The sequence below is a fragment of the Sphingobium xanthum genome, from assembly GCF_019737615.1.
Classification (GTDB): Bacteria; Pseudomonadota; Alphaproteobacteria; order Sphingomonadales; family Sphingomonadaceae; genus Sphingobium; species Sphingobium xanthum.
Genome location: NZ_JAHKKS010000001.1, coordinates 20,988 through 35,162, shown reverse-complemented (window position 1 = coordinate 35,162; position 14,175 = coordinate 20,988). Strand labels below are relative to the sequence as shown.

Here is a 14,175-nt window from a genome sequence, read left to right as displayed (position 1 = left end):
TCCGTCAGGCCGTCTGGATCTTGGTGCCGGGATAGGGCTCGAAACCGGCATAATCCTTGTCGTAATATCCGAACGGCGGCTCCCAATAATGGCTGTCGATCACCCCGAGCAGCTTGGTGCCGAGGCCGTCGCGGTTGCCGCCATATTTCGGCATGGAAGTGATGCCGAGCACGGTCAGCCGCCGCACTGCCTGGAAGAAAGGTGTCTCATCGACCTCGTGCAGAAAGGCGATCTGCTGCGCCTCCGGCGCCGCGGAGAAAGGTGCACCGGCCGCGCTCTTCTTGGCATAGCCGTTCTGAAATTCCGCCAGACCCTGCCGGAAGGACGGGAGTTGCGCCGCGAAGAAGCTGCCGAGCGCATTGTCGATGAAATAGAGAACGCGGATGTCCCGCGCGCCAGGCGTCGCGCCGCCCGGCACGATCTGGTTGGTGATGGCGTCGATTTCCGCCGCCTCGGCAGCGGTCAGGGTCGTGAGCTTGGCCGGGGCATCCGGTGCAGCGCCATGCCCGCCATGCGCCGAATGATCCGCCTGCTCGGCCGCGAAAGCGATCTGCGGCCAGTTCATCGTGATCCAGGCCGCGCTGGCCAGATTGCCGACCGCCGCCAGAAACTGGCGACGCGAGGGGGTTTGGTCTTCCATGGGCTGCTCCCGAATCCGGCTGGAAATCGACCGATTCAGGCGCCGCAATGTGCAGCGTGGAAATACGCAAAACGACGCATTGTGGAAGGAGGCCCGGCACGCCGAGATAGGCGACCGGCACCGGAACGGGGGTCAATTTGGAAGTCGGCTCGAACCGTTAGACGAGGAGCCGATAAGCAATTGCGGACATGGACGATTTCGTAAACGCGACTTGATCCGGGGAGACGGAGACGTTCGGATGATAGGAAAAGCTTCTAAGGCTTCGTCCAGTTCTGCACGGCGGCTTCGTCCATCTCGATGCCGCTCACCGCGATGACGCGCGCGATCAGCATGTAATAGCCCACGATCATGATGATCTCGAACAGCTGCGGATCGGGGAAATAGGCACGCACCGCCGCCAGCGTTTCGTCGGTCGGCGAGATGTCCACCACCAGCTCGGTCACGAACTGAGCCAGCGCCCGCTCCTGATCGTCCAGCACGGTGAAATCGCCGGTCCGCATCGCCTCGCACTTGGCATCGGAAAGACCGGCCGTCTTGCCGAGCGGGAGATGGTGGTAAAGCTCATAGTCCGAGTTGGAGAGATAGGCGACGCGCAGCACCAGCAACTCGCGATGCTGGTCGCTGATCGAGGTATCCACGACCGCCGAGCGGCCGAGCGCCCGCTGCCCGCGCCAGAAGGGATCGGGCGCCACCATCAGGATCTTCATGATGTTCAGCATGGGGCTGAACGTGTCGTAAATCTGCCGCTTCTCGGGGGAGAGCGTCTCCGGATCCGGATAGGGGATGCGCAGTTTCGCGGGCGGCGGAGAAATGGCGTCGATCATGGCGCGCATCATCGGTTGCGCCCCGTGCAAGTCAATCGGGCCGCAGGCGCCCGGCATTCCGAATCTATATCCACTATGCGCTTTGGGCCGGGTGCAACCAGAACCATAACTGATACCGGTAATGAAAATCATGAGGAGCGGTTATGGCAAAGGTCATCATCAGTTGCGCGTCCACTGGCAGCATGCACACGCCGACCATGTCGCCTTTCCTGCCGATCACGCCCGCACAGATCGCCGAGCAGTCGATCGCCGCAGCGAAGGCCGGCGCCGCCATCCTGCATCTTCATGCGCGCGATCCGATCGACGGGCGCCCGACCGCCCTCCCAGAAGTGTTCATGCAGTTCCTGCCGCAGATCCACGCGGCTACGGACGCGGTGATCAACATCAGCACCGGCGGCGGGCCGGGCATGTCGATGGAGGATCGCCTCAAGGCCGCCGTCGCGGTCAGTCCGGAGCTCTGCTCGCTCAACATGGGGACGGTGAACCCCGCCCTCTATCCGCTCGCCCCGCGCTACGAGCCGTACAAATATGACTGGGAGCGCCCGTTCCTGGAGGGGATGGAAGACATCATCTCCAAGAACACGCACCGCGACATCCGCCAGATCATCGAGACGCTCGGCCCCGGCGGCACGCGGTTCGAGATGGAATGCTACGAGATCGGCCATCTCTATAATGTCGCCAGCTTCGCCGATCGCGGCCTCTTGAAGCCGCCTTTCCTCATCCAGTCCGTGCTCGGGGTGCCCGGTGCGATGAGCGCGCATCCCGAGAGCGTCTACTATATGCGCCAGACCGCCGACCGGCTGTTCGGCAAGGATTATATCTGGTCTTTGTTCGGCGCCGGTCGGCACCAGATGCCGGTCTGCACCATGGGTGCGATCATGGGCTCCTCGGTACGTGTGGGGCTGGAAGACAGCCTGTTCATCTCCAAGGGCCAGCTCGCCAGTTCCAATGCCGAGCAGGTGCTGAAGATCCGTCGCATCCTCGACGAGCTGGGCCTCGACATCGCAACGCCCGCCGAAGCGCGCGAAATGCTGGGTCTCAAGGGACGGGACGCGGTCAAGCTATAGCGCCGTTCACGCACTATGCCCGTGCGGCGAATTGATGCACTCTTCGATACGGTGAGCGCATAGTCGGGGAGAGATCGTGAAACTGCAGCAGCTTCGCTACGTCGTCGAGATCGTGCGGCGCGGCAATCATCTCTCCGCCGCCGCCGATGCGCTCAACACCTCGCAGCCAGGCGTCAGCCGCCAGATCCAATTGCTGGAACTGGAGCTGGGCTTCGAGATTTTCGTGCGCACGCGCAATCGCATCATCGGCCTCACCGAGCCGGGCGAAGTCGTATTCCAGATCGCCCAGCGCGTGGTGACGGACGTGCAGGCGCTCAAACGCCTCAAGAGCGACATGACGTCGGGCAATCAGGGCGTCTTCACGATCGGCACGACGCATTTCCAGGCGCGCTACACCTTGCCCCGCGTCGTAGAGCAATTCGTGAAGCGCTACCCCGATGTGCGGCTGGAGCTGCGCCAGGGCGATCCCGAGGAAATCCGCCAGATGGTCGAGGCAGGCGACGTCGATTTCGCCATCGGCACCGAGACCAATCGCGACTTCCCCAATCTGGTGAAGCTCGATTGCTTCGAAGTGAGCCGCATGATCGTCGCGCCCAAGGGCCACCCGATCCTGTCCGTGCCCGAGCTGACCCTCGCCGAGATCGCCAAATATCCGATCATCACTTACGATCATCGCTACAGCGGCCGCTGGAAAGTGATGAAGGCCTTCCATGACGCCGGGCTGGAGCCGCACATCATCATGAGCGGCATCGATGCCGACGTCTGCAAATCCTATGTCTCGCTCGGCCTCGGCATCGGTATCCTCGCCACCATGGCCTATGAGCCAGAGCGCGACGAAGGCATCGCCATCCGCGAACTCGACGATCTCATCCCGCCCAGTACGGTGCAGATCGCGCTGCGGCCCAACACCTATATGCGGCCTTTCCAGCTCGAGTTCATCCGCTCCATCGCGCCGCAACTGACGCCCGTGAGCGTGCGGCAGGCCGTGCAGACATTCCAGAATACGCGCGGCGGGGATTGATCACGCCGCGACGACACCGCCATCCAGCGAGATCAGCGCCCCCGTCACATAGGACGATGCATCCGACGCCAGCCACACCACTGCGCCGGCCATTTCATGCGGCTCGGCGACGCGGTCCATCGGCACCTTGGCCCCGCCCGTCTGGCTCGGCAGCGCCATACGCCCGGCGCGCATCGAGGCAAGCAGCCCCGTATTGACCGGACCCGGCGCGATGGCATTCACGCGCACGCCCTTGTCGGCGAGTTCCAGCGCGACCGACTTGGTGAGGCCCGCCACCGCATGCTTGCTCGCCGCATAAGGCGCGCAATAGGCAAGGCCATTGATCGCCGCGGTCGAGGCGAGGTTGATGATCGAGCCTTTGCCGGCCTTGAGCATATGGGGGACCTGATATTTCATCCCGAACATCGCGCCGCGCACATTGATGTTGAACAGGATGTCGAACTGCTCCGCGCTCTGGTCCTGGATCGCGCCCGGCCAGCCCGGAATACCCGCATTGTTCATCGCGATGTCGAGACCGTCGAGCCGCTTGACCGCCTCATCCACGGCGGCCGCCACCTGCTCCTCCCTGGTCACGTCGACCGCGACGTAGCTCACCGCGCGGCCGCTCGCGGCAGCGATTTCCTTGGCGAGATCGTCGCCCTTGGCGGGATCGATACCGCCGATGACGAGGTCCGCGCCCGCACCGGCGATCGCCCGCGCGCAGGCAAGGCCGATCCCCGAATCCGCGCCGATCACCAGCGCCTTGCGGCCATCGAGCGAGAAGGAAATGTCGGCCATATACGGGCTCCTCTGGTTGTCAGGTCTTGGTCTTGACTGCCGGGCTTATCATCCGGGCGGCGCGACCATTAGGTCAGTTCACGATGAACCATGATCACAGGATATGCTGCCGGGAAACAAAGGCACTATAGTCTGGAATTTTCGCAGTCTCTGCCGGTTCGGGCAAGACAGGTCCGGCGCGGGCGATAGAATGGCGCGCGCAGGCAAAGACCATGCGCAGCATGATCGGGAGGGGACGTCGATGGACCAGGCATTCTCGAATCCGGAAAAGCAAGGCGGCGTCACCCGGCGCACCCTGATGGGCGCGATGGTCGCCGCACCCGCTATGGCCGCCCTGCCCGGCAATGCCTTCGCAGCCGGCGCCGCCGATCCGGCAGTCAAAGTCGTCTCGCTCGTCGCGCGCAAGGCCGATCTGTCCACTGACGGCTTTCGCCAACATTGGCTCGGCGTTCATGGCCCCATGGCGCGCACGGTGCCGGGCATGAATGCGTTCATCCTCTCCGAGGCTGTGCAAGACAGCGCGAACGCCGCGCCGCAAGCCCCCTATGCCGAGCGCTTCGACGGCATCGCGCAAAGCTGGCACCCGGCGCGGGACGTGATGCGCGCCGCCTTCGCCACGCAGCAGGGCCGCGACTGGCTGGCCCACGGCGATCTCTTCATCGATCGCAAGGCCTCGCGCGGTTTCTTCGTCAAGGAACAGGTCGTAACGGCCCCGGCCCGCGCGGAGGGCGGCATCAAGCGCACGGCACTCCTCGTGCGCCGGCAGGACGTTACGCATGCGCAGTTCGTCGAGCAATGGACCGGCCGCCATGCCGATCTCGCGCGAACCGTGCCGGGCCTCGTCGGCTGCATCTTCAACCGCATCGAGACGGCGCTGGGCGGCCCGGCTTCGCCCTGGAGCGAGATCGACGGCATTGCCGAATATTGGTGGGATGCCGGCGCGCTCAATCATGGTGAGCGCACGAGTTCGCCAGCATGGGCGGCCTGGTCGGCGCATGGCGACCAGTTCATCGATCGGGCACGCAGCCGCACGATCGTCAGCCTCGAGCATGTGATGATCTGAGCGACCACTTGGCCGACAAGATCTTCGAGACACCAGCTGCCGCGCTCTCCGGCATCCTGTTCGACGGCATGACCATCATGTCCGGCGGCTTCGGCCTTTCCGGCAATCCGGAGAGCCTGATCCCGCAGGTGCGCGATGCGGGCGTCAGGGACCTGACCGTCATCTCCAACAATTGCGGTGCGGACGGCTTCGGCCTCTGGATGCTGCTCGACAACGGGCAGATCCGGAAGATGATCAGCTCCTATGTCGGCGAGAACAAGCTGTTCGAGCAGCTCTATCTGGATGGCAAGCTGGAGCTGGAGCTGAACCCGCAAGGCACGCTCGCCGAGCGCATCCGCGCCGGTGGCGCCGGCATTCCGGCCTTTTACACCAAGACCGGCGTCGGCACGATCGTCGCGAACGGCAAGCCGGTCGAGCGGTTCGAGGGGCATGATTATGTCCGCGAGACCTGGCTGCGCGCCGATCTCGCGATCATCAAGGCGTGGAAGGCCGATCCCTCCGGCAATCTCGTCTTCCGCAAGACCGCGCGCAACTTCAATCCGGTGATGGCGACAGCTGCGAAAATGACGGTCGTCGAGGTCGAGGAGATCGTGCCGCTGGGCGCGCTCGAAGCGGACCATATCCACACGCCCGGCATCTATGTCGACCGGATCGTCAAGACGACGATCAACGAGAAGCGGATCGAGAAGCGCACGACCCGGCCGCGTCCGGACTGACGGGCTTCAAAGCTTCTCCAGACGCTCCAGCCATGCCTGGGCCTGCCTGGGTTCACCGACCGCATGAGCCGAGACCTTCCCGCGCGCGGCGAGAAAGTCGCGATGCAGATCGAAAGGCGGCATGGCGAGCGTCTCGCGCATGCCGTCGATCGCATCGGCCATGTCGGTCAGGGTCTCGATGATCGGCGCCACTTTCGCGCGCGCCTGCCGATCCTGCTGATGATCGAACAGTCCCCAGACGCCCGACGCCGTGACGCGCAGCGCGTCGATCAGCGTCGCGCGATATTCTTCCTCAAGGTCTGCCCTGCGCATGTCCATGCGTTCGAGGCGGTCGATTTTTGCCATCGCGCGGCTTTATCCCGAACAGGCCATGGACGCCAGCCAGCTACCCCCAGGCTTGCTCGTAAAGCCCCTGCATCTCGGCAACGGTCGGCACGCGCGGATTGTTCGCGGGCGATCCGGAGGCGATCGCCTGCTCGACCATGAGCGGGATCAGCCCATGCCATTTGTCGCGGTCGATGCCGTAGCCTTTCGGGTCCGGCACGGCGAGATCGCGGTTGAGCGCGGTCAGCTCCTCGACCAGCCGGGCGACCGTCATCTGACCGCCCTCCCCCTCGCGCGCCAGCCCCATGGCATCGGCGCAGACCGCGTAGCGCCCCACGTCGCCCGCCGCCGAGAAGGCCGTGACCATCGGCAGCAGCATCGCGTTGGAGAGGCCATGCGGCACATGGAAATGCGCACCGATCGGCCGGCTCATGCCATGCACGAGCGCCACCGAGCTGTTCGAAAAGGCGATGCCCGCATAGGTCGCACCCAGCATCATCGCCTCGCGTGCCTCCCGGTCCTGCCCGTCCGCCCAGACGCGTCGCAGATTGGGCGCGATCAGCCGGATCGCATCGATCGCGAAACGATCCGAGACCGGATTCGCACGCCTGGACACATAGGCCTCGATCGCGTGCGTCAGGGAGTCGATCCCGGTATCGGCGGTGAGGCGCCGCGGCATCGTCAGGGTCAGCTCATAGTCGATCAGCGCCGCGACCGGCAGATAGGCGAGGCCGATGCAGAGCATCTTCTCGTCCCGCTCGCTGTCGGTAACAATGGTGAAGCGGGTCGCCTCGCTGCCCGTGCCCGCCGTGGTCGGTATGGCGATGACCGGCAGGCCCGGCTGATCCTGGACATGCGGCGCCTTATAGTCCCGGCACGTCCCGCCATGGACGGCCAGCACCGCTACGGCCTTGGCGCTGTCGATAGGGCTGCCGCCGCCAAAGCCGACGACGCAATCATGATCGCCTTCCTTCAAGGCCGCCAGCGCACGCTCGACCGAGGGCACGTCCGGCTCCGGCATCGTGTCCGCGAACAGCCGCGCGCTCATTCCGGCCGCCGCCAGCGCGTCCACGATCGGCTGCACGCGCCCGTTCTGCACGAGATAGTCGTCGCTCATGATGAACGGCCGCCAGAGGCCCAGTTGCGTCAACACCTCCGGCAGCGCGAGCGCGGCGCCCGCGCCGACACGCATCATGCGCGGGAAGGCAATGGAAGCCGTCATGTCTGCGTGGGCATGATGAAGTCGGCGCCGGTGCTGGGGCCGGTCGGCCAGCGCATCGTCGCGGTCTTGTACCGCGTATAGAAGCGCACGCCTTCCGGTCCATGCATGTGATGCTCGCCGAACAGCGAGCGCTTCCAGCCGCCGAAGCTGTGGAACGCCATCGGCACCGGGATCGGCACGTTGACGCCGATCATGCCGACCTTCACCCGATTAAGGAAATCCTGCGCCGTGCGTCCGTCGCGCGTGAAGATGGCCGTGCCATTGCCATATTCATGATCGTTGACCAGCCCGATCGCTTCCTCGAAGCTGCCGGCGCGGACGACCGAAAGCACCGGCCCGAAAATCTCTTCCCTGTAGATGCGCATGTCGCTCGTGACATGATCGAACAGGCAACCGCCGAGGAAGAAGCCCTCCTCATAGCCCTGCAGTTTGAGATCGCGCCCATCGACGACAAGCTCCGCGCCTTCCTCGATGCCGAGATCCACATAGCCGCGCACCTTGTCGCGATGCGCGCCGGTCACCAGCGGACCCATATCATTGCCGTCGTCGCTGCCCGGCCCGATCTTCAGCGCGCGCACGCGCGGGGCCAGCGCCTCGACCAGCCGGTCCGCCGTCTCCGCGCCGACCGGCACGGCAACCGAGATCGCCATGCAGCGCTCGCCCGCCGAGCCATAGCCCGCGCCCATCAGCGCATCGACGGCCTGGTCCATGTCGGCATCGGGCATGACGATCATGTGGTTCTTGGCGCCGCCCAGCGCCTGCACGCGCTTGCCCTTCGCGGTGCCGCGCTGGTGGATATATGCCGCAATCGGCGTCGATCCGACGAAGCTGATCGCTTCGATGCGCGGATCGTCGAGCAATGCATCGACCGCGTCCTTGTCGCCATGCACGACCGTGAACACGCCGTCCGGCAGCCCGGCTTCCTTGAGCAGCTTCGCCAACTCGACGGCCAGGCTCGGGTCACGCTCGGAAGGCTTGAGGATGAAGCTGTTACCGCAGGCCAGCGCTACGGGGAACATCCACATCGGCACCATGGCCGGGAAGTTGAACGGCGTGATGCCCGCCACCACGCCGAGCGGCTGGCGGATCGAGACGGCATCGATGTTGCGCCCGACGCCTTCGCTATACTCGCCCTTCAGCATCTGCGGAATGCCGCAGGCGAACTCGACCACTTCGAGGCCGCGCAGCAGTTCGCCTTTCGCGTCGCTGATCACCTTGCCATGCTCGCTGGTGATGATCGCGGCGAGCCGGTCCTCGTCGCGCACCACCAGCTCACGGAACTTGAACAGGACCCGCGCGCGCAGATGCGCAGGGGTCGCTGCCCAGCCGGGGAAAGCAGCGGCCGCGCTCGCCACTGCCTCACTCACCAGCGAACCATCCGCCAGCCCGACAGATTTGGTCACGACGCCCGTCGCCGGATCATAGACTGGCACGCTGCGGCCACCGGCCCGCGTCACCGTCTCGCCCCCGATGAAATGCGGCAACGTCTCGGTCATTCGAACATCTCCGGTCTCGCGGGCTGGCCGTCAGTGGTTGTGAGTGTGCTGCTGCGCCGCGGGCGCCGGTCCCGCCCACTGGATGAGGATGTTGCGCCCGACCACGCCGTCCGGGAACGGCGTGATGACCTTCTCCTTCATGCGCCGGTCGAATTCGGCCATCGTCGCCTTGAGGTCGTGGCTCTTGATCGCATAGATGGCGACATAGCGCGGGGCGCCGAACGCCTCGGGCGCCTGCGACACCAGTTCCCCGCGCACGCTCCACTGCATGCCGGGAATCTGCAACACCTCGATCTGATGCACCGTCCCATAGAAATGGTTGAAGGCCGTCTCCTTGTCCGGCGCGGCCTCCAGATGGGCGAACAGATAATAGGTCCCCGGCTCGCCGCCCGCGCCGGGCACGAGGCTGGCGGCCCCCGCCTTGGCGGCAGCGCTCGCCTGCACATACTCGCCGAGCGCCTTGTAGACGAGGGTCGGCCCCTTGGCGGCCTCCTTGACGCGCGCCACGCCGGTCTGATCGGCCTCGACGAAGACGACCTGCTTGCCCGCTTCCGGCCGCGTAATCATGACGAGCGGCAGCAGACTCGGCTTGAGACCGGCCTCGACCGCCGCATCGCCCGACTGGAAGGCGAAGACCTGATAGCGCTCGCCCTGCGCCATTGCCGCCGTACTCAGCAACGCCGCGCCAAGAAGTGCTCCGGCAACCCGCATGCGCTTGCCCAATCCTGCGATCATCACAGCCTCCCCGATTCTTCACATGTGTTCCATCGGCGGTTACGCGCCCGCGCCGCCATTGACCATATCAAAGATGCACCGACAACGGCGAACCGTCGATACTGGTCTCAGGGCGCGGTGATCCGCGCCGCGACCGCTTCGGCCAGCTTGATCCCGTCGATCGCGGCGGAGAGAATGCCGCCCGCATAGCCCGCGCCTTCGCCGCCGGGGTACAGACCCTCGACATTGAGGCTCTGATAATCCTTGCCGCGCGTGATGCGGATCGGCGAGGAAGTCCGCGTCTCCACGCCCGTCATCACGGCATCGGGATGATCATAATGCCGGATCTGCCGCCCGAATACCGGCAGCGCCTCGCGGAAGGAGTCCAGCACGAACTCCGGCAGGCAGGTCGAGAGATCCGTCATCGTCACGCCCGGCTTGTAGGACGGCGTGACCGATCCCAGTTCCTTCGACGGCCGACCAGCCATGAAGTCCCCGACCGTCTGTCCCGGCGCCGAATAATCCGAGCCGCCCGCGACGAAGGCGAGCGATTCCCAGTGCCGCTGGAGCGCGATCCCGGCAAGCGGACCATCGGGATAGTCGCGCTGGGGATCGATGGCGACGACCAGACCCGAATTGGCATTGAACTCGGCGCGCGAATATTGGCTCATGCCATTGGTGACGACGCGCCCTTCCTCGGACGTTGCGGCGACCACGCGCCCGCCGGGGCACATGCAGAAGCTGTAGACCGTGCGGCCATTGGCGCAGTGATGCGCGAGGCTGTAGGCAGCGGCACCCAGGATCGGATGTTTCGCAAAGCGCCCATAGCGCGCCTCGTCCACCCAGCTTTGCGGATGCTCGATGCGCACGCCGATCGAGAAAGGCTTGGGCTCGATATGGACGCCGCGCCCATGCAGCATCTCGAAGGTCGGGCGGGCACTGTGGCCAACGGCGAGCACGACATGGTCGGTCTCGATGACGCTGCCATCCGCCAGCACCAGCCCGCGCAGCCGCTTGTGCCCGTCGCCCGCGCTTTCCAGCATCAGATCGTCGACGCGCGTCTGCCAACGATATTCGCCGCCCAGTTCCTCGATCGTGCGCCGCATGCTCTCGACCATGGTCACGAGCCGGAACGTGCCGATATGCGGATGCGCCTCGGTCAATATGTCGTCCGGCGCGCCGGCGTTGACGAACTCCTCCAGCACCTTGCGGCCGAGGAAGCGCGGGTCCTTGACGCGGCAATAGAGCTTGCCGTCCGAGAACGTGCCCGCCCCGCCTTCGCCGAACTGCACGTTGCTGTCGGGATCGAGCACGCCGCGCCGCCAGAGGCCCCAGGTGTCCTTGGTCCGCTCGCGCACCACCTTGCCGCGATCCAGGATGATCGGCCGAAAGCCCATCTGCGCGAGGATCAGCCCGGCGAACAGGCCGCATGGGCCGGCACCGACCACGACCGGCCGCTTGCCCGACCAGCCGGCGGGCGCGATGGCGGGAAAGCGATAGGTCGTGTCGGGGCGCGGGCGCACATCGTGATCCCCGGCAAAGCGCGCCAGCACGTCCGCCTCGTCACGCACAGCGAGGTCGATCGTATAGACCAGCAGGATCGCGCTCTTGCGCCGCGCATCGTTGCCGCGCCGCACGATCTCATGGCTCTGCAGATCGGCGCGCGCGATGCCGAGCCGCGCGCAGATCGCTTCGGGCAAGGCCGCCTCTTGATGATCGAGCGGCAGGGTCAGTCCGGACAGGCGAAGCATGCCACGCCCCTAGAGCATCGCGCGGGAAAGTGGGAATCGCTTTTCCGGCCTCGCGCGTTTGCAGCTCGCTCTGAACTGAATGTCGATACAACCTGATGGCGATCCATCCTAGCGGGGGCCATCGTCGCATGATAACAGACTGCTATGGCTCCCAATTCGTCTGGCCCGCCCTCCGTCGTTCTCCTCGTCGAGGACGAACCGATGATCGCGATGAACACCCAGATGCTGCTCTCCGCGATCGGCATCGATCAGGTTCATACGGCTTCCACCGTCTCGGAAGCCTTCGAATTGATCGACCGGGAGGATTTCGATTTCGCGATCCTCGACATCAGCCTCGGCGACGAGAGCGGCGTGCCCGTCGCGGAGCGCCTCTGCCGGAATGCTGTCCGGCTCGTCATCACCACAGGGTTCGAGGATGTCGACCTGCCTCCGGGTTGCGAGGGCACGCCGATCCTGCGCAAGCCTTATCGCCTGAAGGATCTGGAAACGATCCTGCTTTCGGGCGTCTGATTTCTCCGGACGCTTTCGGCGCGACGCCGGGATCATTCGGGGAACCGATTCACCGCTGGCGCGTTTCACGCAATCGTGAAAACGGGGGAATGGGGACTATGCGATTGATCTCGGGGGCGTCCCGCGCGTCGCGTCTCCTGGCGGCTTTTTGCACGGGGTGCGCCATTGCGCTGCCGGCCTATGCCCAGAGCATCGAGGAACTGCGGGACATGCCCATTTCGGCTCTGTCCAGCCTCGACGTCAGCTCGATCACCAAATCGTCGGGCGCACTCGGAGAGACGCCCGCTTCCGTCTATGTCATCACACATGACGACATCGTCCGCTCCGGCAATCTCACCTTGCCCGGCATTCTGCGGCTCGCACCCAATCTCCAGATCATGCGTGGCGCACAGAATCCGGTAATCACCGCGCGCGGCCTCGGCGGAAATCTGACGGCCCAGAATTTCTCGAACAAGCTGCTCGTGCTCATCGACGGTCGCAGCGTCTACACGCCGCTTTACTCGGGCGTCTATTGGGACATGCAGGATGTGCTGCCCGAAGATGTTGAGCGCATCGAGGTGCTGAGCGGACCGGGCGCCACGCTCTGGGGCGCGAACGCCATGAACGGCGTCATCAACGTCATCACCCGCAATGCCGGCGCGAGTCAGGGCCTTTACGGCACGGGTGCGATCGGTAACCGAACTTATGACGCTGGCTTACGTTATGGTGGCACGGTGGGCGAGAGGGTCAATTACCGCCTGTTCGTCAAGCGCCGCGAAAATTTCGAGAGCAGTGACGGCGCGAATGACGGGTCACGCCGAACGCAAGTCGGCTTCCGCGTCGACTGGAGCCCGTCCGCAGACGATCTTTTCATGGTCCAGGGCGATGTCTATGAAGGCGCGCGAAGCCAGGGGACGACGCCGGACGAGGAGATTCACGGCCTCGATCTGCTGGCCCGCTGGAACCGCTCGTCGTCGAACGGATCGGCGCTGCAGGTTCAGCTCTATTATGACCGCGCCGGTCGCAAGGTGCTCGACGGCAACGGTCGGTTCACCGTCGATACCGTCGATCTCGACCTGCAACACAGCATCCCCTTCGGCGCGGGCCACCAGATCATCTGGGGTGGGGGTGCGCGTCTCAATCATTATGATATTTTCGGCGTCCCGAACCTCGAATTCGTGCCGACTCGCGCGACTCAATTCCTTGCCAATGCATTCGTCCAGGGTAGCTTCGCGCTGACGCCGTCGGTCACGGCGATCGCCGGCCTCAAGGTCGAGCATGGCCCCTATCATGAGACCGAGCTCCTGCCGAGCGCGCGCCTGTCCTGGAAGCTGGACGATGAGACGTTGCTGTGGGCAGCTGTTTCGCGCGCGGTTCGGTCGCCGACACCGTTCGACCGGGACGTGCGCGAATATATGCCCGGCATCACGCCGCCTTTCGTGATCGGCACGCCGGACTTCCGCTCCGAGAAGCTGACCGCGTTGGAAGCCGGCACGCGTCTCGTGCTGACGCCCCGGATTTCCGCGACGTTATCCGGCTTTTACAATTTCTATGACGATCTGCGCAGCGTCGAGCCAACGCCCGCCACCTTGATTCCGCTCTATTGGGGCAATGGCATAAAGGGTGAGAGCTATGGCTTCGACAGCTGGGCGGATGTTCGCCTGACCGACTGGTGGCGGATCAAGCCGGGCTACAGCCTGCTCGTCCAGAAGTTCCGCTTCAAGCCGGGGTCCTTTCCCCTTCTCGGTATCTCACAGGTCGGCAATGACCCGAAGCACCGTGCTTCCGTGCGCTCATCCATGGACATCGGCCCACAAATCAATCTCGACGCCGACCTGCGCTTCGTGAGTGCCTTGCCCGACCCCTTCTCGCCCAGTTATGTCGAGCTCGGCGCCCGGATCGGCTGGGCATTCAGCGAGCGCGCGGAATTCTCGATATCGGGCTTCAATCTGCTCCACGACCGGCATCAGGAGCTTCCCCTCTCTCAGGGCAAGCCCCTTGGCCGAAGCGTCTATGCGGCGCTGAAATGGACGATGTGAGGCCTCCCTCCCCGGCGCGAACCCTTCGCCGG

14 protein-coding genes are annotated in these 14,175 nt (G+C 64.8%); 6 read left to right on the top strand and 8 right to left on the bottom strand.

What is annotated here, in order from left to right:
* Positions 1-4: 4 nt before the first annotated feature.
* The gene (locus KM135_RS00170) at positions 5-640 is read right to left on the bottom strand and encodes a gluconate 2-dehydrogenase subunit 3 family protein (protein ID WP_221711885.1); all 636 of its coding nucleotides are present in this window, start codon (positions 638-640) and stop codon (positions 5-7) included.
* A gap of 254 nt (positions 641-894) precedes the next feature.
* Positions 895-1,464 (bottom strand): carboxymuconolactone decarboxylase family protein, encoded by a 570-nt coding sequence (locus KM135_RS00165; RefSeq protein ID WP_221711884.1) that lies wholly within the window; start codon positions 1,462-1,464, stop codon positions 895-897.
* 143 nt (positions 1,465-1,607) lie between these two features.
* Between KM135_RS00165 and kce the strand changes: the two genes are divergently transcribed.
* Together kce and KM135_RS00155 are read left to right on the top strand one after the other, a co-directional pair.
* Positions 1,608-2,531 (top strand): 3,5-dioxohexanoate:acetyl-CoA acetone transferase, encoded by a 924-nt coding sequence (gene kce, locus KM135_RS00160; protein WP_221711883.1) that lies wholly within the window; start codon positions 1,608-1,610, stop codon positions 2,529-2,531.
* A 76-nt stretch (positions 2,532-2,607) separates the two neighbouring features.
* A complete protein-coding gene (locus tag KM135_RS00155; protein ID WP_221711882.1) occupies positions 2,608-3,552 on the top strand; it encodes a LysR substrate-binding domain-containing protein in 945 nt (314 codons plus the stop codon).
* Here the strand turns inward: KM135_RS00155 and KM135_RS00150 are convergent, their stop codons facing one another.
* A complete protein-coding gene (locus KM135_RS00150; protein ID WP_221711881.1) occupies positions 3,553-4,329 on the bottom strand; it encodes an SDR family NAD(P)-dependent oxidoreductase in 777 nt (258 codons plus the stop codon). It lies immediately after the preceding gene.
* A 241-nt stretch (positions 4,330-4,570) separates the two neighbouring features.
* On the opposite strand from KM135_RS00150, the gene KM135_RS00145 reads away from it, so the two are divergent.
* Both KM135_RS00145 and KM135_RS00140 read left to right on the top strand, forming a co-directional pair.
* The gene (locus KM135_RS00145) at positions 4,571-5,392 is read left to right on the top strand and encodes an EthD domain-containing protein (RefSeq protein WP_221711880.1); all 822 of its coding nucleotides are present in this window, start codon (positions 4,571-4,573) and stop codon (positions 5,390-5,392) included.
* An 8-nt stretch (positions 5,393-5,400) separates the two neighbouring features.
* Positions 5,401-6,108, top strand: a complete 708-nt coding sequence (locus tag KM135_RS00140) for a CoA transferase subunit A (RefSeq protein ID WP_221711879.1) — start codon at positions 5,401-5,403, stop codon at positions 6,106-6,108.
* A 6-nt stretch (positions 6,109-6,114) separates the two neighbouring features.
* Here KM135_RS00140 and KM135_RS00135 read toward each other — a convergent pair whose 3' ends face one another.
* The 5 genes from KM135_RS00135 to KM135_RS00115 all read right to left on the bottom strand — a co-directional run bounded on the left by KM135_RS00135 (position 6,115) and on the right by KM135_RS00115 (position 11,615).
* Positions 6,115-6,453: a hypothetical protein gene (locus tag KM135_RS00135; RefSeq protein ID WP_221711878.1), complete on the bottom strand. Its 339-nt coding sequence runs from the start codon at positions 6,451-6,453 to the stop codon at positions 6,115-6,117.
* 40 nt (positions 6,454-6,493) lie between these two features.
* Positions 6,494-7,654, bottom strand: coding sequence for an iron-containing alcohol dehydrogenase (locus KM135_RS00130; protein WP_221711877.1), 1,161 nt, complete (start codon positions 7,652-7,654; stop codon positions 6,494-6,496).
* The gene (locus KM135_RS00125) at positions 7,651-9,150 is read right to left on the bottom strand and encodes a CoA-acylating methylmalonate-semialdehyde dehydrogenase (protein ID WP_221711876.1); all 1,500 of its coding nucleotides are present in this window, start codon (positions 9,148-9,150) and stop codon (positions 7,651-7,653) included. The genes KM135_RS00130 and KM135_RS00125 overlap by 4 nt, the downstream gene beginning before the upstream one ends.
* Positions 9,151-9,180: 30 nt before the next feature.
* On the bottom strand, positions 9,181-9,885 hold the full coding sequence (locus KM135_RS00120; protein ID WP_221711875.1) for a hypothetical protein: 705 nt from the start codon (positions 9,883-9,885) through the stop codon (positions 9,181-9,183).
* Between the two features lie 107 nt (positions 9,886-9,992).
* Positions 9,993-11,615, bottom strand: a complete 1,623-nt coding sequence (locus KM135_RS00115; protein WP_221711874.1) for an NAD(P)/FAD-dependent oxidoreductase — start codon at positions 11,613-11,615, stop codon at positions 9,993-9,995.
* A gap of 144 nt (positions 11,616-11,759) precedes the next feature.
* Between KM135_RS00115 and KM135_RS00110 the strand changes: the two genes are divergently transcribed.
* Positions 11,760-12,125, top strand: coding sequence for a response regulator (locus tag KM135_RS00110; protein ID WP_281422100.1), 366 nt, complete (start codon positions 11,760-11,762; stop codon positions 12,123-12,125).
* A 209-nt stretch (positions 12,126-12,334) separates the two neighbouring features.
* Positions 12,335-14,143 carry a TonB-dependent receptor plug domain-containing protein gene (locus tag KM135_RS00105; protein WP_246605634.1) on the top strand — a complete coding sequence of 603 codons (1,809 nt, stop codon included), beginning with the start codon at positions 12,335-12,337 and terminating at the stop codon, positions 14,141-14,143.
* Positions 14,144-14,175 lie beyond the last annotated feature (32 nt).